Raw genomic sequence first — 22,371 nt, 5'->3', positions numbered from 1 at the left:
CTAGGGCGCTAGGCCCCCGTCACCTCGAGCGTCCCGAGCATGGTCGCCGGGTGGACCGAGCACCGGAACGTGTAGGTGCCCGACGGGAGCCGCTCGACCCCCTCCACCTCCGCCCACTGGCCGCTGCGAACCGTGGGAGACCAGAACAGGGGCACCTCGGCGGCGTGGACGATGTCGTGCTCCTGCTGCTCGCCCGGGTAGTCGGCGTTCAGCAGGAGCAGCCGTCCACCCTGCGCCACCCTCACCGGCCCGTGGTCGTCCGGGCCCGGCACGAACCCCGCCAGGACGACCGAGACGACGGCGGCGGGCGGAGCGACCGGGACGGCGGCGGTGCCGGTGAGCCAGATGAGCGCGAGCGCGGGAACGACCAGGATCCTCATGACCGCATGGTTCTGCGGTCGCGCCGCGGGTCCTGTCGCTAGACCCGGATGATCAGCGCGTCGCCCTGGCCCCCGCCGCCGCAGAGCGACGCGGCTCCCAGTCCCCCGCCGCGGCGGCGGAGCTCGTGTGCGAGCGTGAGCACGAGGCGCGCGCCGGACATCCCTATCGGGTGACCCAGGGCGATGGCGCCCCCGTTGGGGTTGATCGCCTCGAGGTCGACGTTGAGCGCGCGTCCGGACACCAGGGAGACGGCCGCGAAGGCCTCGTTTATCTCGGCCACCGCGAGGTCGGACTCCTTCAGCCCGGCCTTGGCGAGGGCGGCCTTGATCGCGTTCGCCGGCTGCTCGTGCAGGGAGGCGTCCGGACCGGCCACCATCCCGTGGGAGACCACCGTGGCCAGCGGCTCGAGCCCCCGCGACTCGGCCTCCTCGCGCGACATGACCACCACGGCGCATCCGCCGTCCGAGATCTGCGAGGCGTTCCCCGCGGTGATCGTCCCCTCCTTCGTGAACGCGGGACGCAGCTTGCCGAGCGAGTCGACGGTCGTGTCCGGACGGACCCCCTCGTCCTTGGCCACCTGCACCGGGTCCCCCTTGCGCTGAGGGACGTCCACCGGCGTGATCTCGTCGTCGAACTTGCCGGTCTCGATCGCCTTCGACGCGAGCTGGTGGGACCGGGCCGCCCACTCGTCCTGGTCAGCCCGCGATAGCCCGAACCGCTCGTTGTAGCGCTCGGTCGCCTCGCCCATCGAGGTCCGGTCGAAGGCGCAGAAGAGGCCGTCGTGCATCATCGAGTCGATCAGCTCGGTGTTGCCCATCCGCGCGCCGAAGCGCGCCTTGGGAGCCACGTACGGCGCGTTCGTCATCGACTCCATGCCGCCCGCCACCACCCGGGTCACCTCGCCGGCCCTGATCAGCTGGTCGGCGAGCGCGATCGCGTTCAGCCCGGACAGGCAGACCTTGTTCACGGTCAGCGCGGGCACCGACATCGGGACCCCCGCCTTCGCAGCCGCCTGCCGCGCCGTTATCTGTCCCTGGCCCGCCTGCAGGACCTGTCCCATGATCACGTAGTCGACCTCAGAGGGGTCAAGCCTCGCCCCCTCCAAGGCTGCCCCGATCGCCGCCCCGCCCAGGTCCGTCGCGGCCAGGTCGGCGAAACCGCCGGCGAACCTGCCGATCGGCGTGCGGGAGCCGGAGACGATGACGGACTCGGACATGGGACGACCTCCGTGCGTGAGCGGCCTGGGAGCCCAAGTATACGGAGGGTCCGGCGGGAGCCCCCGTCTCGGGGGGCCCCCGGCACGCGAGGCGCGTACCCGGTCTCCCGGGGGCCCCCGGCACGCGAGGCCCGTACCCGGTCCCGCGGGGGCCCCTGGCACGGGAGGCGCACGGGTCCGTCCCGGGAGCGACGCCCGGCCGGTGCGTGCGCGTCCTGTGCCATCCCTGGCACCCGGCGCTCACACATCCCCGAGGCCCGGCTCTAGTCCCGGATCCGTGCGCGCCCGGTGTCGGCGGTCCGTGCTCCGATGGTGCTCTTCCCCCCGTCCCTTCCCCCCGGACGGGAGGTGGCGATGGACGCGAGGGAGGCGCGGCTCGCTGCGGTGTCCGGACGCCAGCACGGGGTCTTCACCAGGGGGCAGGCGGTCGCCGCGGGGTTCTCCAGGAGCACGGTCGCGCGGCGGGTCCGGACGGGGGTCTGGGAGACGATCGTCGGGGACGCCTGCCGGGTCCGCGCCGCCGTCCGGACATGGGAGCAGCCGCTGGTGGCGGCGTACCTCGCTGCCGGGCGTCCGTGCGCGATCTCGCACCTCTCGGCGGCGGCGCTGCTCGGACTGGCTCCCGATCCCGGACCGCAGCCGTCCATCACCGTGCCGGTGAGGCGCTCCCCGAGGCTGGACGAGGTCGCGGTCGTCCGGACCCGCCGGTGGGGCCGGCTGGAGGTCGTGGCGCGGGGTTCGGTGCACGTGACCCATGTCCACAGGACCCTCCTGGACCTGGCTCCGCTGGTGGACGAGCTGGATCTCGAGCGGATGATCGACCTGGCCCACCGTCGCCGCGTGCTGGACATCGTCCGCTTCTGCGGCTACCTGGAGCGCGCGGGCGGTCGCAGGGTGCAGGGGGCGCGTCGCGTCCTGGACCTCGCGAGGCTGCGCGACCCATCGAGCCCGATGGAGAGCGCGCTCGAGACGACGCTCTTCGCGGTGCTCAGGCGTTTCCGGCTCCCGCTGCCGCAGCCGCAGCACTGGGTGCAGACGCGCAACGGGAGGCGGCGCATCGACTTCGCGTACGTCGAGAGGAGGGTCGCGCTGGAGGTGGACGGCTACGAGGGCCGCGACCGCTCCCGGTTCGACGACGACCGGGCGCGCGACAACGAGCTCGCGGACCTCGGCTGGGAGCGGCGGCACATCACGTGGACGATGCTGGCGGCGGACCCGGCCGAGACGGCCTGGACCGTCGCCCGCGCCCTCGGGCTCTCGCCTGCGTCCTGGCGGTGAGGGAGCCAGGCTCACCGGTCCAGGACGGGCGCACCAGCGGCAGATGGCACCGGACGCGCACACGTCCCGGCTGCGGGGCTTCGATCCCCCACGTGTGCGCGTCCGATGGCGCTTGCGGCACGGTAGGCGCACACGTCCGGGAGCCGGGCTATCCCCAGCCCACGTGTGCGCGTCCGGTGTCATCGACGAGGGGGTTCCCCGGACGAGGGCTCCCGGACGAGCGGGCTCCGGGAGCGGTGGGCACAGCGGCGGCGGCACGGAGGCGCGAACCGCCATGATGGTGCCCCCGAGGAGGAGGACCGATGGAGCTCGACCACATCGCGATCGCCGTGCCTGACATGGAGGCGGCCCTCGCCGCGTTCAAGGAGCTGTACGGGCTCGAGCCCGACAGGATCGAGACCGTGGAGACCGAGAAGATCACCGAGGCGATGCTCCCGGTCGGCAACACCCACCTCCAGCTCCTGGAAGCCACGGACCCGTCCTCGACGGTCGCCCGCTTCATCGAGAAGCGGGGCGGCGGGCTGCACCACATAGCCGTCCGGGTGGACGACCTGGAGGGGACGATGGCCCGGATCCGCGACGCCGGGGGACAGCTCCTCGACGACGAGCCCAGACCGGGGGGCGGAGGACACCGCGTCGCCTTCGTCCACCCGCGCTCGAACGCCGGGGTGCTCGTCGAGCTCGTGGAGGGGGCTCATGGGAGCCACTAACGAAGAGATGATCAAGGCTTGGAACGAGGAGCTCGCGGAGGCCTGGGTCCGTCGGCGCGAGCAACTGGACGCACCCGCCGCCCCACTCGGACATGAAGCGATGGACGCGCTGGCCCTCGAGCCTGGGATGACCGTCCTCGATGTGGGGTGCGGCACCGGAGGCACCACGCGCGAGCTCGCCGACCGGGTCTCCCCGGGCGGGAGCGTGACCGGGGTCGACGTGTCCAGGCCGATGCTGAAGGCGGCACGGGAGCTGGCGGCGGGGCGGCAGGACGTCCGGTTCGTCGAGGGCGACGCCCAGACGGCCGATCTCGGGCGCGGGGTCTACGACGGCGTCTTCTCCCGCTTCGGCGTCATGTTCTTCGACGACCCGGTCGCGGCCTTCGGCAACATCCGGGAGGCGACGAAGCCCGACGGGCGACTCGCGTTCGTCTGCTGGCGAGACGCGCTGCTGAACCCCTGCATGTCGGCCCCCGTGATGGCGGCGATACCGATCTGCGGCCCTCCCGAGATGCCCGCCGACCCGCACGCTCCCGGGCCGTTCTCGTTCGCCGACCGCGACCGCGTCCGGGACGTGCTGAGGAGCGCCGGCTGGTCCGACGTCGAGGTCGAGCCGCTCGATATCGAGTTCCGGTTCCAGACGAGCGCCGAAGAGCTGCTCGACCTGATGATGGAGATCGGCCCGCTGGGGTCGATGACGGCCGAGGCGGACGACGAGACGAAGGCTCGGGTGAGGGAGGCCGCGCTCGAGGTGCTCCGTTCGTTCGAGACCTCGGGCACGGTCGCCACGCCCTCCGCGACGTGGCTCGTGACCGCCCGGAGATAGCTCCCGACCACGAAAGGACCGAGGTGACCGACACGACCCAGACGCCCCCCGGACAGCACACGATGCGCGAACGCATCGAGGAGCTCCGCGCGCGCAGGGAGCAGGCGCTGGCACCCTCCGGACAGGAGGCCATCGACCGCCAGCACGAGCGCGGACGTCTCACGGCGCGCGAGCGGATCGACCTGCTCGTCGACGAGGGGTCCTTCAACGAGTTCGACATGCTGGCCCGGCACCGGGTCCAGGGGTTCGGCATGGAGGACCGCCGGGTCCCGGGAGACGGCGTCGTCACCGGGTGGGGGACGATCGACGGGCGCAAGGTCTTCGTGTTCAGTCAGGACTTCACGTTCATCGGCGGCACCCTAGGCGAGGTGTTCGCCGAGAAGATCTGCAAGATCATGGACCTCGCGCTCGCCACCGGGGCTCCCGTCGTCGGGATCAACGACTCGGGAGGCGCCCGGATCCAGGAGGGGGTCGTCTCGCTCGCCGGGTACGCCTACATCTTCGACCGCAACGTGCGCTCGTCGGGCGTCATCCCCCAGATCTCGGTGATCGCGGGTCCGTGCGCGGGCGGAGCCGTGTACTCCCCCGCGATGACCGACTTCATCTACATGGTGCGCGGGACCTCCAACATGGGGATCACCGGTCCGGACGTCGTGAAGGCGGTCACGGGCGAGGACGTCACGATCGAGGAGCTGGGTGGCGCGATGACCCACGCCACGAAGTCCGGCGTGGCCAACTTCGTGGCCGCCGACGAGCAGGACTGCTTCCGGCAGGTCCGCCACCTGCTCTCCTACCTGCCGGCCAACAACCTGGAGGAGCCCCCGTTCGCGGAGACGGGCGACCCCGTCACCCGCGCCGACGAGGACCTCGTGGACCTGCTGCCGGAGTCGTCGAACCAGCCCTACGACATGCACGACGTGATCTCGCGCGTCATGGACCGCGACACCTTCTACGAGTACTCGCCCTTCTTCGCGCAGAACATCGTGTGTGGGTTCGCCAGGCTCGGCGGCCACTCGGTCGGGGTGGTCGGGAACCAGCCGAAGATCATGGGCGGCGTCCTCGACATCGACTCGTCGGAGAAGGCGGCCAGGTTCATCCGCACCTGCGACGCGTTCAACGTGCCCCTCGTGACGTTCGTTGACGTACCCGGGTTCCTCCCCGGCACGAACCAGGAGTGGGGCGGGATCATCCGGCACGGGGCCAAGCTCCTGTACGCGTTCACGGAGGCGACCGTCCCCCGGCTCACCGTCATCACCCGCAAGGCCTACGGGGGCGCGTACGTGGTCATGAACTCCAAGCACATACGCGCCGACGTCTCGTTCGCCTGGCCCACCGCGGAGTTCGCGGTCATGGGAGCAGAGCCCGCCGTGAACCTGATCTACCGGCGCGACATCGCCGCCGCCGAGGATCCTGACGAGAAGCGTCGCGAACTCGTGTCGGAGTACACGGAGCGGTTCGTGAACCCGTGGGTGGCCGCGGAGCGCGGGTACGTGGACGAGGTGATAGAGCCACACGAGACGAGGTTCAAGCTCGCCCGCTCCCTCGAGATGCTGCGTACGAAGCGGGAGTCGCTCCCGCAGCGCAAGCACGGGAACATCCCGCTGTGAGCGAGCTCGACTTCCGGATCTCGCCGGAGCCGTCCCCCGAGGATCGGGAGGCCGTGCTGGCGGCGGTGAGGGAGGTCCTCAGGCGCGAGGAGTCGCTGCGGCGGCCCGCTCCTTGGTCGGGCGGGTCGTGGACCTCCCGGCGCGTGGGGGTGTCCGACCTGCGCGGCCAGCTCCCTCCCGGACGCGCCTGGGTCCTGTCCGCCCGGCTCCCGTGGGGCGGCCGCGAGTTCGGAGGGCTCATCGGGCGTGGCGACGCCAGGTAGCCGCGTCGTGGACCGACCCTCGGGCGCAGGCATACGCTGACGCGCGAGACCTATACCAGGAGGATCACGTGGAACTCGACACCGACTCCCGAGCCCCGGACCGCAACCTCGCGCTCGAGCTCGTCCGCGTCACGGAGGCCGCTGCCCTCGGAGCAGGACGCTGGGTTGGCCGCGGGGACAAGGAGGCGGCCGACCAGGCCGCCGTCGACGCGATGCGTCTCATGCTCTCCACCGTCCCGATGAACGGGGTCGTCGTGATCGGGGAGGGCGAGAAGGACGAAGCCCCCATGCTCTACAACGGCGAGGAGGTCGGGGACGGCCAGGCTCCCGACGTGGACGTGGCCGTGGACCCGATCGACGGCACCGGGCTCACCTCCCGCGGACAGGGGAACGCGCTCGCGGTCGTCGCCGTGTCCGAACGCGGAACGATGTTCGACCCGGGTCCCTGCGTCTACATGGACAAGCTCGCCGTGGGAGCCGAGGCCGCCGACGCGGTCGACCTGGACGCCCCGGCCGAGGAGAACGTGATGCGCGTCGCCCGTGAGCTGGGCATCAAGCCCGAGGACGTGGTCGTCACCATCCTGGACCGCCCCCGCCACGAGGACCTGATCGCGTCCGTGCGACGCATGGGAGCCCGGGTCCTGCTGATCACGGACGGGGACGTCGCCGGGGCGATCAACGCGGCCAACCCCGCCACCGGTGTCCACATGCTCCTCGGGATCGGTGGGACGCCGGAGGGCGTGATCGCGGCCTGCGCGGTCAAGTGCCTGGGCGGCAGGCTGCTCGGCAAGCTCTACCCGCGCAACGACCGGGAGCGGTCGGAGGCCGTCGAGGCGGGCTACGACCTGGACCGGGTCCTCGACACCGACGACCTGGTCCGGTCCGACAACGTGTTCTTCGCCGCGACCGGCATCACCGACGGTCGGCTGCTGCGCGGCGTCCGGTACCGCGGGGGCCGCGCCTACACGCACTCGATGGTGATGAGGTCCCAGTCGGGGACGACCCGGTGGATCGAGGCGGAGCACCCGCTGGACAAGCTGAAGGCGCTCTCGGGCACCCGCTACGCCGGCTGATCCCTCAGCGCGGCCGAGCCCGGTCCACGAGTGAGAGCCAGAAGTCACCGGCGCCGTACGAACGGTAGACGTCCGCGGCGAGGTCGAGCTTCTCGGTGCCTGCTCTCTCGTCGCCCGCTCGCAAGAGGTCCGACCCCCACCGGTACAGCGTCTCCGCGTGGGGGGGGCGGAGGCCGTACCGGGAGAAGACGTCGGCCGCCGCGGCGAAGGCCGCATCCGCGGCCCCTCGGTCCTCGGACCCCGATGCGACCATCGCCTGGGCTAACCGGGTCCATCCCGCGAGTCCCCGGAGGGCATCCCCTTCCGGCGCGTGGGCAGCGAGCGTCGCCCTGGCCTCGTCCAAGGCGCCGGCCAGCGAGAGCTGGACGACGAGGAGGGATGACGTCGATATCGTGAGAACGCGGAGCCCGCCCTCCTGCTGGATCGCCAACCCTCGCCGGAGGAAGTCGATCGCGGACGCGGCGTCGCCGGACCATCGGGAGATGTAACCCATCCAGAAGTTCCAGCCCCCGAGCATCAGCCTGTTGCCGTCGGCTTCGAGCTCCGCACCGAGGCCGGAGTGCCTACGGATCCACGTGTCGACGTCGCCCTCCAGGACGAGGTCGAGGCCGCGCAGCATCGGGTCGGGCTGAGGGACGGCCCGAACCGCGGCGATGTCCCCTCTGATGAAGCCGGCGTAGCCCAGGGAGATCTCCAGCATCCGCCGCAGGACCCCCGCCTCGGCCATACGAGGCTTCGCCAGCTCCCGCTCCGTCCACGCCACCTCGTCAAGTGGGTCGTTGAGCCACTGGGCGGCCACGCCTCGCATCCAGGCTGCGGAGAACGCCGAGAAGGTGTGGTTGACGGCGTCCGCCTCCTCCCACGCGACCTCGAGCAGCCTCAGGCCTTCAGAGACCGCCCCCATGTTGAAGCGGAACCAGCCTAGGAGGGCGCGCGCCAGGGCCATGGCTGGGACGTTGCCGGTGGTCGAGGCCGACTCGAGCGCCGCGGACGCGGCGTCCGCCCCTTCCGGGTAACGGGCCGACCACAGGTGGGCATTCGCGAGCCCGAGGTTCAGGTGGATGAGCGACGCGCCTCCAGCTCCACCGAGTCCCGGTCGCGCAGCCTCGAAGTGCTCGATCCCGCGGCGGATATCCATGCGGTCGGGGAAGGTGGTGAGGCTGCGTCCGAGCTTCGAGTGGACCTGAGCGGCGCGGTAACGATCTCCGAGCCGCTCGTACGAGCGCAGCGCCTCCGTCATGTGAGCCTCGCTGCGGTCGTAGTCGATCCCGGCTAGGAAGAGGAGATCCGCCAGGCGCTCTCGGAGCCGTGTCACCTCCTCATCGGGGCTCCCGGCGTCCTCCATCAGCTCGAGCGCGGCCTCCCAGTGTGCCGCCGCCTCCTCGTACGCGAAGAGCGAGAGGGCCTGGAGGCCCGCTTCCACGGAGTAGGAGATCGCCTTGCCGGCCGCGGCCGTCCCGGCCACCCTGTAGTGGATCGCGAGCGCCGGCAGGTGCGTGTCGAGGTCACGGGCGTGGATGCCCTCGATCGCCTCCGCGGCCTTCAGGTGCATCCGCTGCTTCCGCGCGAGGTGCAGCTCCTCGTACAGGGTCTGCCGGATGAGCGCGTGCGTGAACGAGTACGTCGCCTCGCTCTCCCCCGGGACCTCGGCCACCAGCTGCGCGGCGAGCGCCTCATCCAGCGCTTCCAGGGTCTCGTCGGCGCTTCGTGCGGCGACGCGCACCAGGACGTCGTACCCGAACTCCCGGCCGAGGACGGCCGCCGCCCGCAGCACGTCATTCGCATCCGCTCCGAGCCCAGACAGGCGCTGCCCGATGACCTCCTTGACCCCCTCCGGGATCCCGAGGTGGGACACCTCCTCGTCGTACGTCCACAGCCCGTCGCGCATGAAGATGCGTCCGCTGTCGACGAGGTGGCGGAGTATCGACTCGATGAAGAACGGGTTGCCCTCCGTCGCGTGCCAGATCTCGTGCGCGAGCTTGCGTCCGCGGGCCCCGACGTCGTGCCCCGCCGCGGCAGCCAGGAGCTCGGTCACCTGGTCGGCCGTGAGCCCGCGGAGCGAGATCCTCTCGACGTGCGACTCGCGGCGCAGCGCCGCGAGCGTCTGCGCGAGGGGATGGGTGCGGGCGAGCTCGGTCTCCCGGTACGTCGCGATGAAGAGGCTCGGGGTCGGCCGCGTCGTCCGCAGGAGATGACGCAGCAGGAGGAGGCTGGGATGATCCGCCCAGTGCAGGTCGTCGAGGACGACCACCATCGGCGCGTCCGCGGCTGCCTTGGAGATGAGGGTCGCCACCGCCTCGAACAGCCGGTACCGGTCGGACTCGAGCCCGCGCGCCGGCTCGCCCAGCGCCGGGACCAACCGCGCCAGCTCCGGCGCCTGCGCTCCGGCCGCCGACATCGCCGCCTCCGGACCCACCGCCATCGCCCACGCGTTCAGAGCCTCCACGAACGGCTGGTACGGCGTGAGCGCCTGCTCGTCACTGCGCCCGAAGAGGACGTTCCATCCCGCCGCGTGCTGCTCGGCCACGAACTCCGCGGCGAGCCTCGTCTTGCCGATCCCGGGCTCCCCCCCGAGCGTGACCAGGTGCGGACGTCCCTCCTCCGTTCGCTTCGCGGCCAAGCGCAGCGAGTCCAGTTCGGCCTCTCGGCCGACGAAGGGCGTCGGATCGCGCAGGGCCAGCGGGCCGGGCAGGGGGATCGCGTCGCGTTCCGCCTCCCACCGCACCTCGCAGGCCGGCACGGGCTGGCCCAGGCCCTTGAGCTCCAGGGGGCCGAGGTCGTTGAACCTGAAGCCGGCCCGGGTGCCGACGAGCCCGTGCACGAGGTGGGAGGCTAGGATCTGTCCGGGCGCGGCCGCATCGCACAGCCGTCTCGCGACTACGACGGCCGTCCCGTAGTAGTCGTCGCCGTCGATGATGGGCTCGCCCACGTGGAGCCCGATACGCACCTCGAGCGGTGACGGCGCCCGACGCCGCTTATGCGTCTCCTGCTGAACCCTGATCGCGCACGAAACGGCCTCGACCGTCGAGGGGAAGACGGCCATCAGGCCGTCCCCGACGCTCTTGACCTCCTCGCCCCCATGCGTCCGGACGCACTCCCTCAACACCGCGAAGTGGTCGCGGCGGACGGGCTCCATCGCGTCGTCGCCCAGCCGCTGGAGCAGCTCCGTGGACCCGACGACGTCGGTGAAGACGATCGTGACCACGCCGGCCATCCGCACCTCCTGCCCAAGTGTGAAGGCACGGGTCGGGCATGTCCACGGCACCCTCGGTACCATCCGCTCATGCCCGGCCCCCTACGCACCGTCTACCTCGGCCAGTTCACCGACGAGCTGGCCAACGAGATCGCCGGGGCGCTGCACGACGCCGGCATCGCCTGGACGTACAAGCAGGCCGGCGCCATAGGCAAGGCGCTCTTCATCGGCGAATGGGGGACGCGACTCTACGTCGACGATGCGAAGATCGAACAGGCGAGGGAGATAGCCGAGGGCGTCAAGGCCGCTTACGACGCGGAGCCGGACGCGTGAGCGCGCGCCGGTTCCCGACCGGCTGCGTCGCTTCGCCTCATTACCTGGCCTCGGGAGCCGGGCTCTCCGTGCTCGCCCGCGGCGGCAACGCGATGGACGCCGCCGTCGCCGTCAACCTGGCCCTGGGGGTGGTGGCCCCATACCTGTGCGGCTACGGGGGGGACCTGTTCGCGATGGTCTGGGACGGCGAGCTCCACGCGTACAACGGGTCCGGACGCGCCCCGGCATCGGCAACGCCGCAGAGGGTGGGAGCCGAGCGGATGCCCACCTTCGGGTCGCACACCGTGACCGTCCCGGGGGCGGTCCGGGGGTGGTTCGACCTGCTCAGCAGGTTCGGGTCCATGTCGTTCGCCGAGCTCGCGGGCGAGGCGACCCGGTACGCCCACGACGGGTTCCCGCTCACCCCGGGAGCCGTCCGGGCCATCGAGGACGCTGCGCACGCGTTCACCGATCCGTACGCGTCCGCCTGGCGCGAGGTCTACGCCGAGCCGGGAGCCGTCCTGCGCCAGCCCGCGCTCGCCCGCACGATAGAGACCCTCTCCCAGCACGGGCCGGACCCCTTCTACGAGGGGGAGATCGCCGCCGCCATCTCGGACACGCTCGGCGGCCTGATGTCGATCGAGGACCTGGCCTCCCACACCGGCGACTGGGTCGAGCCGCTCCGGGGGCCCTTCCGCGACCTCGAGGTGTGCGAGATGCCTCCGAACACGCAGGGGGTGACGGCCCTCGAGGCGCTGCGCATCGCCGACGGGGTCGACCTGCCGCCGGCGGGTTCGACTGGCCGGGAGCACGTGCTGATCGAGGCGGTCAAGCTGGCCCTGTCCGACCGTGACGCCCACGTGACGGACCCCGAGCACATGACCATCGGCGCGGGGGAGCTCCTCTCGGACGGGTGGATCTCCCGACGCCGAGACGAGATCGACCCGACCCGCGCCGGCACCCCGGCCCCGGGGCGGGCGGCGACGGGCGGGACGGCCTACATGTGCGCGGCCGACGCGAACGGGATGCTCGTCAGCCTGATCCAGTCGAACTACATGGGGTTCGGGTCCGGGGTCCACGTCCGGGACTGGGGGCTGAACCTGCACAACCGCGGGTCCTTCTTCTCGCTCGACCTCGGCCACCCCAACGCCATCGGTCCCCGGAAGCGCACGATGCACACGCTCATCCCGGCCATGGCCTTCCGGGACGGCCGGCCCTGGCTCGTCTTCGGGACGATGGGCGGTGACGGCCAGGCGCAGACCCACCTGCAGCTGTTGGTCCGCGTCGTGATCGACGGGCTCGACCCGCAGCAGGCCGTTAACGCGCCCCGCTGGGTCGTCTCCCCGGCGGACTGGTCGATCCGGATCGAGGACCGCTTCCCCGATGAGGTCAAGGAGGGGCTCGCCGCGCTCGGACACCGCGTGCATACCGACCCGCCGTACTCCCGATGGATGGGGCACGCCCACGCCATCGAGGTCACCCCCCACGGGTACGTCGCGGCGAGCGACCCACGGGCGGAGGGCGCGGCGCTCGGCCTCTAGTTCCGGGCGACGGGTCGCGTGAACCCGCGCGTTCTAGAGGTGAGCCCGGGAGCCGGGCCCACGTCGAACGCTGCCCAGGGGGACCCATGCGCCGGATCCTGATCGCCGTGCTAGCCGCATCCGCCGTCCTGACCGTCGTCCCGACGCCCGCAGCGGCTCGGGACGGGGTGGTCCGAGCGGCCGAACCGGTGGGCGGGCGGTACATCGTCACCCTGCGGGCGGGCGCCGGCGACGTCGCGGCCGCGGCCCGTCGTCTCACCGACCGCCACGGCGGCGCGGTGAGGGTCGTGTACACGCACGCCCTGTCCGGCTTCACGGTCGCGGCATCCGATCGCGTGGCCCGGGCGCTGGCGGCCGACCCCCTCGTCTCCCGGGTGGAGGAGGACGCGGTGGTCCGGCTGCGCGTGACGCAGGGCTCGCCGCCCTGGGGCCTGGACCGGATCGACCAGCGTGACCTGCCCCTCAACTCCGCCTACAGCTACACGGCGACCGGGACGGCGGTGAAGGCCTACGTGCTCGACACCGGGATCCGCATCACCCACACCGACCTCGCCCCGAGGGCCGTGCACGGCCGCAACGCCGTCAACGGCAACAACGACGCGAGCGACTGCCACGGGCACGGCACCCACGTGGCCGGGACAGTCGGGGGCACCACCCACGGAGTGGCCAAGCAGGTGACGCTCGTGGCGGTGAAGGTGCTCGACTGCAGCGGGAGCGGGAGCACCTCCGGCGTCATCGCCGGGATCGACTGGGTGACGAAGGACCACCTGTCCGGGGAGCCGGCGGTCGCGAACATGAGCCTGGGGGGCGGTGCGTCCAGCTCGCTCGACACGGCCGTGCGCAACTCGATCGCGGACGGGATCACGTACGTCCTGGCCGCGGGCAACGGCGACTCCCTCGGCAGCCCGCAGGACGCCTGCACGTCCTCACCCGCCCGGGTCGGCGAAGGGGTGACGGTAGGGGCGACCGACTCGGGCGACCGGAAGGCCTCCTGGTCCAACTTCGGGACGTGCCTCGACCTGTTCGCGCCCGGTGTGAGCGTCAGGTCCGCCGGCCACTCCAACGACACGGCTACCGCCACCATGAGCGGGACGTCGATGGCGGCGCCCCACGTGGCCGGGGTGGCCGCCCAGTACCTGAGCGTCAACCGCGGCGCGTCGCCGTCCGCGGTGGCCACGGCCATCAGGGACGCCGCCACCACGGGCAAGGTGACGTCGGCCGGGTCCGGATCGCCGAACCGGCTCCTGTACTCGGCGTTCATCTCGTCGACGCCGCCGGCGAACTCGGCTCCCACGGCCTCCTTCACCAACTCGTGCACGGGACTCACCTGCTCGTTCACCGATACGAGCACCGACGCGGACGGCACCATCGCCTCGCGGTCGTGGACCTTCGGGGACGGGACGACCGCCACGTCGGCCGCTCCTTCGAAGGCCTACGCGGCGGCGGGGACGTACACGGTCTCGCTCACGGTGACCGACAACGGCGGCGCCCGAGCGAGCACGTCCAGGCAGATCACGGTCTCGAGCGACCCGGACCCCTCGACCCCCACCCTGACGAGCGGAGCCCCGAGGTCGGACACGAACGGCGCCTCGGGGACGTGGAGGTTCTACAAGGTGCAGGTGCCCGCGGGAGCCAAGCAGTTGAAGGTGGACCTGGCGGGTCCGTCGTGCGCGCTGCTGGGCTGCAACCCCGACCTCGACCTGTACGTCCGCCGCGCGGCCAAGCCGACGCCAACCGCCTTCGACTGCCGTCCCTACACCGGCTCCGCGAGCGAGTCGTGCACCCTACAGGGGCCGGCGGCCGACTGGTGGTACGTGGGGGTCTACGTCTACTCCGGGTCGACCTCCAAGACCTACTCGATCACGGCTACGGTCTCCTGAGCTCCCGGCGGGGAGCGTGACGCGCGTGCGCTACGCTCCCCGCCATGCTCCTCCCCACCGCCGCCCTCGTCGCGGCCTGCGCCCTGTGGGGCTCCACCTTCGTGGTCGTGAAGCAGGCGGTGGAGCAGATCCCGCCGGTCCAGTTCCTGGCCATCAGGTTCGCGATCGGCACGGGGGTCCTCGCCCTGCTCTGGCGACCACGGGTGCGGGGATCGGTGCGCCCCGGAGCGCTGGCCGGTCTGGCCCTGGGGGCCGGCTACATCTTCCAGACCGTCGGGCTCCAGCACACGACCGCGACGAACGCGGCGCTCGTGACCGGTCTGTTCGTGGTGTTCACGCCGGCGCTCGCGGCGCTGTTCCTACGGCGTCCGCCTACCGCTCCCGCGCTCGTGGGTGTCGCGCTGGCCACGACGGGGCTCGTCCTGCTCAGCCTCCAGACGGCACCCGGCCTCCCCGCCTTCCGGCGAGGCGACGCCATCGTGCTGGGGTGCGCGGTGATGTTCGCGCTGCACGTCGTCGCGCTGGGCCGGTTCGCCCCGGGGGCGGATGTCCGGGCGCTCACCGTCGTCCAGCTCGCGGTGTGCACGGTGCTGTTCGTCGTCCTGCTGCCGACGGCCCGCGTCGAGGGCGTGTCGGGAGGGCAGATCTGGTTCGCGCTCCTGCTCACCGGGCTCGGCGCGACCGCGTTCGCGTTCGCGGCGCAGACCTGGGCGCAGTCGCGGATCTCGCCCACCCGCACCGCGGTGATCCTCACGATGGAGCCCGTCTTCGCGGCGCTGTTCGGTTTCGCCGTGCTGGGGGACCGCCTGACGGCGCGGGGATGGATCGGGGCGGCGTTCATCCTCGCGGGCATGGTCGCGGCCGAGCTGCGAGTTTCGGCGTCACCGGGGGCGGGTACCCGGCCCCCATGAGCACAGACCCGAGGCACACGGACCACATCCGTGAACAGACAGCGAGCTCCGAGGACGCCGGGATCCCCGACTTCGCGCAGGGCGACCCGCCCCAGAAGGAGAGCATCGGCGTGAAGGAAGAGGGGATCATCGCGCCGGGCGAGCAGCCGAAGGCGGCCAACTCCTGGGGGACGACCGCCCTCGAGCAGGCGCACGGCGAACCGCACGGCCAGCGTCTGCGCCGCGAAGAGGGAGCTACCGACTCCAGCCGGGACTCCACCGACCGGCTCGTCGACGCCCCGGCCGGCGACGGCCAGGCGTACGGCTCCCTGAGCGGCGACGCGTCCGGACTCTCCGCGGAGGAGGAAGCGGTCCGCGAGACCGACGAGCCCGAGCTCGCCTAGCACCGGCCCTCCCGCGACGGGTAGCGTCGTGGTTCCACGCACGAAGGAGCCACGATGACCCGCGAGATCTACGACATCGGCGAGGTCCCGCCGCTGGGCGAGGTGCCCCGGAGGATGTGGGCCCAGGTGATCCGGCCCGAGAGGTTCGGGGAGCCGAAGGACGGGTTCAAGGTCGAGCAGATCGACGTGCCCGAGGTCGGGCCGGACGACGCCCTGGTCTGGGTCGCGGCCGCCGGGATCAACTACAACAACGTCTGGGCGTCGCTGGGGATCCCGGTGGACGTCTGCAAGGTGCACGCCCGGTTCGGGGAGCCGGACGACTTCCACATCGGCGGTTCGGACGCGTCCGGCATCGTGTGGAAGGTCGGTGAGAACGTGACGAACGTGAAGGTGGGCGACCGCGTGGTGATCCACTGCGGGGAGTGGGACGTCCACGAGGTCCCGGCGGGCACCGACCCGATGTTCCACCCGAGCTATCGCATCTGGGGTTACGAGACGAACTGGGGCTCGTTCGCTCAGTTCACCAAGGTGCAGGCGCACCAGTGCATGCCGAAGCCCGCCCATCTGACCTGGGAGGCGGCCGCGGCCTACACGCTGGTCGGGGCCACCGCCTACCGGATGCTCATGGGATGGCCTCCCCACACCGTGCAGGAGGGCGACGTGGTCCTCATCTGGGGAGGGTCCGGGGGGCTCGGGTCGATGGCGATCCAGATCGTCCGGGAGCTCGGCGGGATCCCGGTTGCGGTCGTCTCCTCCGATGAGCGGGGAGAGTTCTGCAAGAAGCTGGGTGCCGTCGGGTACGTGAACCGCAAGGACTTCGACCACTGGGGCCGGATGCCCAACTGGGAGGACGAGGCCGCCTACGCGGAGTGGTCGAAGGGATGCCGGGCGTTCGGCAAGGCCGTCTGGGACGTGCTCGGCGAGCGCCGCAGCCCGCGGATCGTCTTCGAGCACCCCGGACAGGGGACCGTCCCCACGTCGATGTTCGTCTGCGACACGGGGGGGATGGTCGTGATCTGCGCCGGGACGACCGGCTACAACGCCGATGTCGACCTCCGCTACCTGTGGATGCGCCAGAAGCGGCTGCAGGGGTCGCACTTCGCCAACGACGAGCAGTCCTACGCGTTCAACGACATGGTGGTGGCCGGGAAGATCGACCCGTCCCTGGGCGACGTCTTCACGTTCGAGAACATCTGGGAGCCGCACCAGCTGATGTACGAGAACCGTCACAACGAGGGGAACATGGCCGCGCTCGTGGGCGTGACCGAGGAGGGCCTGACCGACCTCGACGTCTGACGCGGGAGGATGCGGTCGGCGGGCCGCGAAGAGGTCGGTCGTGAAGCGCGTCCTCCATGCGGTCCTCGGCGTCGTGCTGCTGGCGGTCCTGTTGCCGGCCGCCGACGCGGCCGCCCCACATCCGTGCCCCGGCTCCCCTCAGGGGGCGCCCGACGCGACGTTCTCGGGGACGTTCGACACGACGCTCGAGGGCGCGTACGTCATGGTGCCGTTCGTCGTTCCCGAGGGACAGACCCGTCTCCGGGTCCGGCTCTGCCACGACCAGCCCCCGACGCCGTTGAGCTCTCAGCTGAAGCACACGCTGGACATGGGCCTCTACGACCGTCGCTCACCCGTCGGGTCCTTCGGGCCGGACGGGTTCCGGGGGTGGGGAGGGTCGAGCCGTCCGGACGTGCTGATCAACCCCCGGGGTAACGACCTCGGCGGTCCGGACGTGACCACGGTGGGGTTCAACCCAGGACCGGTCCCGGCGGGCGAGTGGGCGGCCGAGATCGGGGTCGCGTCGGTCGCCGGTCCGGAGGAGGGGGACCCGGACGGGTCGGTCTCGTGGCGGCTCGAGGTCTACTGGGACCATCGCGCCGCTGACCTCGTGGACCCCTACGAGCCGACGGCGTACGACGTCACCCCGGCCAGGAGCGAGCCAGGCTGGTACAAGGGCGACCTGCACGTCCACGCCCGACACTCGGCTCCCCAGGACGCCTCGATGATGGAGGCCTTCGGTTACGCCTTCGACGAGGCCGGGCTCGACTTCATAACGCTCTCCGACTACGTGGGCACCCGCCAGTGGGGGTCCATCGGCGCCTACCAGGCGCAGTACCCGGACAAGCTAGTGATCAGGTCGGCCGAGGTGATCACCTACCGAGGGCATGTGAACAACCACGGGAGCGTCACCTACGTCGACCACCGCACGGGACCCGTGTACGAGCTGGGAGCCGGAGGCCTGCGGCTCGTCCGGACGGCGCAGCCCGCGAGCCGGATCCTGTCGGACATCCGCGCCGCCGGCGGGTTGACCCAGGTGAACCACCCGACGACCTTCCCGGCCAAGGTGCCGGGGTTCGGAAGCCTCTGCCGGGGCTGTTCCTGGGAGTACCCCGACGCCGAGACGGACTGGTCCCTCGTGGACGCGATGGAGGTGCAGACGGGCCCGGCGGGCACCCCGGACCCCCGGGGCAACGAGCTCGGACCTAACCCGTTCACGCCGCTCGCCATCCGGTGGTGGGACGAGCTGCGGGCGCGCGGCTACCGCGTCACCGCGGTCGGTGCGAGCGACTCGCACCACGCCGGGCGGACACCCGGCGGGATCACGCAGTCACCGATCGGAGAGGCGACGACGGTCGTGTACGCGCAGGAGCTGTCCGAGCGGGGGATCGCCGACGCGGTGCGGAAGGGACACGCCTACGTGAAGTTCTTCACGCCGTCCGGTCCGGATCTGCGGTTCTCGGCCGAGGCCGAAACGTCCAGGGCGATCATGGGCGACCGGCTGGCCGCCACGACGGCGACCTTCACCGCCCGGGTGATGGGAGCGGCCCCGAACCCGCAGCCCCGCACCCTGCACGTGATGTTGGAGGGCGTGCCCATCCTGTCGGTGCCGGTCCCCACAGACGACTTCGTGCTCCCCTTCACCGCGGCCGTCCCCGGGAACTACCGCCTCCAGCTGCAGCGCGGGACCGCGATAGAGGCGATCACGAACCCGATCACCCTCGCCCCAGCCTGACGCCCGCTCAGGCGTCGGCCGTCTCGGGCTCCGCCGCCTTCTCCTCGTGGTACTCGGCCTCGACGTTGACGCTCCAGATGTCGTGGCTCGCGCCGAGGATGTTCTCGACCGAGAGCATGGCCGTGTACATGGAGTGATCCTGGTTGTTGTACTTGTGCATCCCGTTGCGGCCGACCGGGAAGACGTTTGGCGTGTTCTCCTCCAGCCAGCTCCTGAGCACCGCGATGTGGCGCTTGTAGGACCCGTCGTACATCGGGTACGCCTTCGGCATCCGCACCACGTACCCGGCCTCCACCTGGGCGGGGTCGACCAGCTTCAACCTCGCGAGCTCGCGCTTCCCGAGCTCCACGAGCTCCTCGTCCGGCATGCTCCAGAGATCGTCGCCCTCGTTGACGAAGTACTCGAGACCGAGACACGTCCGCCCCTCCTTCACGAGGTACGGCGACCACGACCCGAAGTTCTGGATCCGCCCGAGCTTGACCTCGGGCGCGTGCACGTAGATCCAGTTGTCGGGGAAACCGGCCTCCTGCGGGACGACGAGGGCCACGGTGAGGAAGTCGCGGTAGGACAGACCCTCGGCGGCTCGGCGGACCTCGTCGGGGACCGGAGGGTCCATCGACAGCAGCAGTGACGTGATCGGCATCGACGAGACGACATGGGTGCACGGGTACTCCGTGCGGGTCCCGTCCCCCGACTCGGCGACCACCGCCACGCAGCGGCCCCCTTCGTGTCGCAGACCGGCGACGCGGGTCTGCATCAGGACCTTGCTGCCCTGGCCCTCGACCAGCTCCCGGGCCCTCTCCCACATCATCCCCGGACCGTACTTGGGGTACTGGAACTCTTCGATGAGGGTGGTGATCGTCTTCTGGTTCCGCTTCGGCAGGAGGGCGTTGACGATCGCCTTCATCAACGAGAGGTTCTTGATCCGCTGGGCCGCCCAGTCGGCCTGTATCTCGGTGGCCGGCACCCCCCACACCTTCTCCGTGTACGTCTTGAAGAAGATCCGGTAGAGCCGGTAGCCGAAGCGGGCCGTCGTCCAGCCCTCGAAGTTGGACTGGTCGGCCGGCGGGCGCAGCCGGGCCCACGCGTAGGAGGCCAGGCATCGGACGGCCTCGATCGGGCCGAGGTTGATCAGAGCGTTCGAAGCCTTCAGGGGGTAGTCGAAGAACCGTCCCTTGTAGTAGATGCGACTCATGCGCGGACGCAGGAGGAAGTCCTCGTCGGGGAGGATCTCGTGCCAGAGATCCTCGACGGCCTTCACCTTCGTGAAGAACCGATGGCCTCCGATGTCGAAACGCCATCCGTCGCGGTGCTCCGTCCGGCTGATCCCGCCGACCACGTCGTCTGCCTCCATGACCGTGCAGGTATGGCCCGCCTTTCCCAGCTGGTAGGCGGCGGTGAGGCCGGCTGGGCCCGCCCCGATCACCACGACCTCGGGACGGACGCCCGTCCCCTGTTCGCTCATCGTCAGCCCTCCGATCGACGCCCCCACCCGGTCCGAGGCAGGGTAGATGCCCAGGTGCCAAGCGACCGAACCCTCACCTGCTTCAGAACCGTATCCTGTTGATCCGTGGCCCGAGCGACCTGGCGGCGCGCCGTCCTCACCTGCATAGGCCTCCTCCTCCTCGCCGCCGCATCAGCCGCGCTCAGGATCGAGGGACTCCGCACCTGGTTCTGGATCGACGAGGCGATATCCGTCGGGATAGCCGCCCGCGCGCCGGCCGAGATCCCCGCGGTGCTGCGGGTCGATGGCAGCCCGCCCCTGTACTACCTGTTGCTGCACGCTTGGATGGGGGTCGCCGGGTCTACCGACGCAGCGGTTCGCGGCCTCTCGTTGGCCCTCGGACTGATGACGATCCCCGCGGCATTCCTCTGCGCGAGGGCGATGTTCTCCGAACGTGTCGCCTGGGTGGCCGCCGTGCTCGCCGCCTTCAACCCGTTCCTCGGGCACTACTCGACCGAGGCGCGGATGTACACGCTCGTCGCTCTGCTGGCCCTCGTCGCCGCGACGACGCTCGCCCGCGCCTGCCTCACCGATGGGTATCTGCCGCTCGTCGGGTTCGCGCTCTCCGGCACGCTCCTCCTCTACACGCACAACTGGGGGGCCTTCCTGCTCGCCGGGGCGGCCGGGGCGGCCGTCTATCACCTGGGGTGGCGTCGCCGGGAGCCGAAGCGCCTCGCGTCGGTGGGGCTGGCCCTCGCGGCGGTAGCGGTCCTGTACCTCCCCTGGGTGCCGTCCCTGCTCCACCAGGCCGCCCATACGGGGGCCCCGTGGTCACGGCGTCCACCGCCGCACGCGATGGTGTCCGTGGCCGGGTTCGTGCTCGGGGGCCTCGAGGCGCTCGCGCTGGTGCTCCTGGCCATCTCGCGCCCCCTCGTCCGCGCCTTCTCCGTCCAGGAACGCGACGGGGTCCAGATGCGGTTCCTGCTCGTCTTGGTCGGCCTGACCCTCCTCACGGCGTGGTCCTTCTCCCAGATCGCGCCGGCCTGGGCAGGACGCTACGCGGCGGTGATCGTCGGGCCGCTCGTCGTCCTGGCCGCGGTGGTGATCGAGCGCGGGGGCCTGCGCGGGGCGGCGGTCCTTGTGCTCGTGCTGCTCCTGTGGATCGACCCGGTGGCTCGCATCACCGGGACGGGGTCATCGTTCCGACCGGATCGCAAGAGCAACGTGAAGCGGGTCGCGCGCGAGCTCGCGCCCGGACTGCGCGAACGCGACCTCGTCGTCTCCACCCAGATCGAGCAGGTCCCGGTGCTGTACCGGTACCTGCGGCCGGGCCTCACGTTCGCCACCCCCCTAGGACGCGTGGGCGACCCGACGGTCGTCGACTGGACCGACGCGTCCGCCCGTCTCTCGAGCGCGGACTGGCGTCGCACCGTGCTTCCCCTCGTCGCGGCGGTGCCCCGGGGAGGGAGCGTCGTCCTCGTCTGCCCGTGGCCGGTCCCCGACCCCGACGAGCTGCGCTGGTTCCAGCTCATGCACGGTTGGTGCGACCGGCTGCGCGACGCCTTCGATCGCTCCCCGGCCCTGACGCCGCGCGTAGGCCCGGTCCCCCCCGTGGCCGGGCCGAGGCGTGGCACGTCGGCCTACGCGTACCTGTACCGGCGGACGTGAGGGACCCCTACTCCCAGCGGTACCGCTCGATCCCCTCCCGCTGAGCGCGTTCCCAGCAGGCCCGGTGCCAGTGCCGGCGCCGTTCCCCCTGCGTATCGGCGGGCCAGGCGACGACGTGGTCGATCGTCGCCGGGAAGACGAGCCGGCACATGGGACACGTGTACGTGCGGCCCGGCTCCCCGCCGAGATGGCGCAGGGCCTGCCAACCCGGCGGGGCGGCGATCGCGACGGTGGAGTACGCGCGGCGGACGGGCTCCGGGTCCTCGCGTCGTGGACGGTTGCGTCGAGGCATACCCGCACCCCCTACAGCAGGACGAGGTCGGCGTAGACGTAGCGATGGTCCGAGCCCGGGATCGTCCCCGTCTCGGAGCGTCCTGTCCCCCAGTGGTCGGACCGCAGGACGTAGTCGATGCGGACGAACGGCCGCGGGGCGCGCCAGGTGAAGCCGAACCCGGCCCCGGCGTCCCGGTGGGCGTCGCCCAGGTGCCTTCGGAGGTGCCTGTAGAAGCGGTGCCGGTCGGAGATGTTGAGGTCGCCCGCCACGATCAACGGTCCGTCCACCGCCTCGATCCGGGTGAGGAGTGCGTCGACCGTGACCGCCTGGCTCTGGGGGTCGAACGACCGCGGACCCCGCCCGGGCGGGGTCCGCGGTCGTTCGACCCCCAGAGCCAGGCG

20 protein-coding genes are annotated in these 22,371 nt (G+C 71.3%); 14 read left to right on the top strand and 6 right to left on the bottom strand.

The window, feature by feature from the left end:
* Positions 1–8: 8 nt before the first annotated feature.
* Positions 9–380, bottom strand: a complete 372-nt coding sequence (locus tag VM840_12715) for a hypothetical protein (GenBank protein HVL82443.1) — start codon at positions 378–380, stop codon at positions 9–11.
* Positions 381–418: 38 nt separating this feature from the next.
* Entirely contained in the window at positions 419–1,597 is a 1,179-nt protein-coding gene (locus VM840_12710; GenBank protein ID HVL82442.1) for an acetyl-CoA C-acetyltransferase, read from the bottom strand.
* A gap of 354 nt (positions 1,598–1,951) precedes the next feature.
* On the opposite strand from VM840_12710, the gene VM840_12705 reads away from it, so the two are divergent.
* From VM840_12705 to glpX, 6 genes are all read left to right on the top strand, one after another.
* Positions 1,952–2,875, top strand: coding sequence for a type IV toxin-antitoxin system AbiEi family antitoxin domain-containing protein (locus VM840_12705; GenBank protein HVL82441.1), 924 nt, complete (start codon positions 1,952–1,954; stop codon positions 2,873–2,875).
* 302 nt (positions 2,876–3,177) lie between these two features.
* Positions 3,178–3,585, top strand: a complete 408-nt coding sequence (gene mce / locus VM840_12700) for a methylmalonyl-CoA epimerase (protein ID HVL82440.1) — start codon at positions 3,178–3,180, stop codon at positions 3,583–3,585.
* On the top strand, positions 3,572–4,411 hold the full coding sequence (locus VM840_12695; protein HVL82439.1) for a class I SAM-dependent methyltransferase: 840 nt from the start codon (positions 3,572–3,574) through the stop codon (positions 4,409–4,411). Before mce ends, VM840_12695 begins: the two co-directional genes overlap by 14 nt.
* Positions 4,412–4,473: 62 nt before the next feature.
* Positions 4,474–6,018, top strand: coding sequence for an acyl-CoA carboxylase subunit beta (locus tag VM840_12690; GenBank protein ID HVL82438.1), 1,545 nt, complete (start codon positions 4,474–4,476; stop codon positions 6,016–6,018).
* A complete protein-coding gene (locus tag VM840_12685) occupies positions 6,015–6,281 on the top strand; it encodes a hypothetical protein (protein HVL82437.1) in 267 nt (88 codons plus the stop codon). The genes VM840_12690 and VM840_12685 overlap by 4 nt, the downstream gene beginning before the upstream one ends.
* Before the next feature lie 68 nt (positions 6,282–6,349).
* Positions 6,350–7,354 carry a class II fructose-bisphosphatase gene (glpX, locus tag VM840_12680; protein ID HVL82436.1) on the top strand — a complete coding sequence of 335 codons (1,005 nt, stop codon included), beginning with the start codon at positions 6,350–6,352 and terminating at the stop codon, positions 7,352–7,354.
* 4 nt (positions 7,355–7,358) lie between these two features.
* Here the strand turns inward: glpX and VM840_12675 are convergent, their stop codons facing one another.
* On the bottom strand, positions 7,359–10,568 hold the full coding sequence (locus tag VM840_12675) for an AAA family ATPase (protein ID HVL82435.1): 3,210 nt from the start codon (positions 10,566–10,568) through the stop codon (positions 7,359–7,361).
* Positions 10,569–10,637: 69 nt separating this feature from the next.
* Here VM840_12675 and VM840_12670 point away from each other — a divergent pair, with 69 nt between their 5' ends.
* From VM840_12670 to VM840_12640, 7 genes are all read left to right on the top strand, one after another.
* Positions 10,638–10,880 (top strand): hypothetical protein, encoded by a 243-nt coding sequence (locus tag VM840_12670; protein ID HVL82434.1) that lies wholly within the window; start codon positions 10,638–10,640, stop codon positions 10,878–10,880.
* Positions 10,877–12,400 (top strand): gamma-glutamyltransferase family protein, encoded by a 1,524-nt coding sequence (locus VM840_12665; GenBank protein ID HVL82433.1) that lies wholly within the window; start codon positions 10,877–10,879, stop codon positions 12,398–12,400. The genes VM840_12670 and VM840_12665 overlap by 4 nt, the downstream gene beginning before the upstream one ends.
* Positions 12,401–12,486: 86 nt before the next feature.
* Entirely contained in the window at positions 12,487–14,280 is a 1,794-nt protein-coding gene (locus tag VM840_12660; protein ID HVL82432.1) for a S8 family serine peptidase, read from the top strand.
* Between the two features lie 44 nt (positions 14,281–14,324).
* Complete coding sequence (locus tag VM840_12655; GenBank protein HVL82431.1) at positions 14,325–15,191, top strand: DMT family transporter; 867 nt, start codon at positions 14,325–14,327, stop codon at positions 15,189–15,191.
* On the top strand, positions 15,188–15,574 hold the full coding sequence (locus tag VM840_12650) for a hypothetical protein (GenBank protein HVL82430.1): 387 nt from the start codon (positions 15,188–15,190) through the stop codon (positions 15,572–15,574). The genes VM840_12655 and VM840_12650 overlap by 4 nt, the downstream gene beginning before the upstream one ends.
* A gap of 54 nt (positions 15,575–15,628) precedes the next feature.
* Complete coding sequence (gene ccrA / locus VM840_12645; protein ID HVL82429.1) at positions 15,629–16,870, top strand: crotonyl-CoA carboxylase/reductase; 1,242 nt, start codon at positions 15,629–15,631, stop codon at positions 16,868–16,870.
* Positions 16,871–16,910: 40 nt separating this feature from the next.
* A complete protein-coding gene (locus VM840_12640; protein HVL82428.1) occupies positions 16,911–18,584 on the top strand; it encodes a CehA/McbA family metallohydrolase in 1,674 nt (557 codons plus the stop codon).
* A 7-nt stretch (positions 18,585–18,591) separates the two neighbouring features.
* Here VM840_12640 and VM840_12635 read toward each other — a convergent pair whose 3' ends face one another.
* Positions 18,592–20,049, bottom strand: coding sequence for an NAD(P)/FAD-dependent oxidoreductase (locus tag VM840_12635; GenBank protein ID HVL82427.1), 1,458 nt, complete (start codon positions 20,047–20,049; stop codon positions 18,592–18,594).
* Positions 20,050–20,154: 105 nt separating this feature from the next.
* Between VM840_12635 and VM840_12630 the strand changes: the two genes are divergently transcribed.
* A complete protein-coding gene (locus tag VM840_12630; protein ID HVL82426.1) occupies positions 20,155–21,696 on the top strand; it encodes a glycosyltransferase family 39 protein in 1,542 nt (513 codons plus the stop codon).
* A gap of 7 nt (positions 21,697–21,703) precedes the next feature.
* On the opposite strand, the gene VM840_12625 is transcribed toward VM840_12630, so the two are convergent.
* Positions 21,704–21,988, bottom strand: coding sequence for a hypothetical protein (locus tag VM840_12625; GenBank protein ID HVL82425.1), 285 nt, complete (start codon positions 21,986–21,988; stop codon positions 21,704–21,706).
* 11 nt (positions 21,989–21,999) lie between these two features.
* Positions 22,000–22,371: endonuclease/exonuclease/phosphatase family protein (locus tag VM840_12620; GenBank protein HVL82424.1), on the bottom strand; the 372-nt coding region annotated here is incomplete at its 5' end.

The sequence above is a fragment of the Actinomycetota bacterium genome, from assembly GCA_035540895.1.
Taxonomy (GTDB): domain Bacteria; phylum Actinomycetota; class JAICYB01; order JAICYB01; family JAICYB01; genus DATLFR01.
This window is presented reverse-complemented; position numbering and strand designations above follow the sequence as displayed.

What these genes read in the sequence shown, in the direction of transcription:
- VM840_12715 (HVL82443.1), bottom strand. Translation starts at nt 380, where the DNA reads ATGAGGATCCTGGTCGTTCCCGCGCTCGCGCTCATCTGGCTCACCGGC.
- VM840_12710 (HVL82442.1), bottom strand. Translation starts at nt 1,597, where the DNA reads ATGTCCGAGTCCGTCATCGTCTCCGGCTCCCGCACGCCGATCGGCAGG.
- VM840_12705 (HVL82441.1), top strand. Translation starts at nt 1,952, where the DNA reads ATGGACGCGAGGGAGGCGCGGCTCGCTGCGGTGTCCGGACGCCAGCAC.
- mce (HVL82440.1), top strand. Translation starts at nt 3,178, where the DNA reads ATGGAGCTCGACCACATCGCGATCGCCGTGCCTGACATGGAGGCGGCC.
- VM840_12695 (HVL82439.1), top strand. Translation starts at nt 3,572, where the DNA reads ATGGGAGCCACTAACGAAGAGATGATCAAGGCTTGGAACGAGGAGCTC.
- VM840_12690 (HVL82438.1), top strand. Translation starts at nt 4,474, where the DNA reads ATGCGCGAACGCATCGAGGAGCTCCGCGCGCGCAGGGAGCAGGCGCTG.
- VM840_12675 (HVL82435.1), bottom strand. Translation starts at nt 10,568, where the DNA reads ATGGCCGGCGTGGTCACGATCGTCTTCACCGACGTCGTCGGGTCCACG.
- VM840_12670 (HVL82434.1), top strand. Translation starts at nt 10,638, where the DNA reads ATGCCCGGCCCCCTACGCACCGTCTACCTCGGCCAGTTCACCGACGAG.
- VM840_12660 (HVL82432.1), top strand. Translation starts at nt 12,487, where the DNA reads ATGCGCCGGATCCTGATCGCCGTGCTAGCCGCATCCGCCGTCCTGACC.
- VM840_12655 (HVL82431.1), top strand. Translation starts at nt 14,325, where the DNA reads ATGCTCCTCCCCACCGCCGCCCTCGTCGCGGCCTGCGCCCTGTGGGGC.
- VM840_12650 (HVL82430.1), top strand. Translation starts at nt 15,188, where the DNA reads ATGAGCACAGACCCGAGGCACACGGACCACATCCGTGAACAGACAGCG.
- ccrA (HVL82429.1), top strand. Translation starts at nt 15,629, where the DNA reads ATGACCCGCGAGATCTACGACATCGGCGAGGTCCCGCCGCTGGGCGAG.
- VM840_12635 (HVL82427.1), bottom strand. Translation starts at nt 20,049, where the DNA reads ATGAGCGAACAGGGGACGGGCGTCCGTCCCGAGGTCGTGGTGATCGGG.
- VM840_12625 (HVL82425.1), bottom strand. Translation starts at nt 21,988, where the DNA reads ATGCCTCGACGCAACCGTCCACGACGCGAGGACCCGGAGCCCGTCCGC.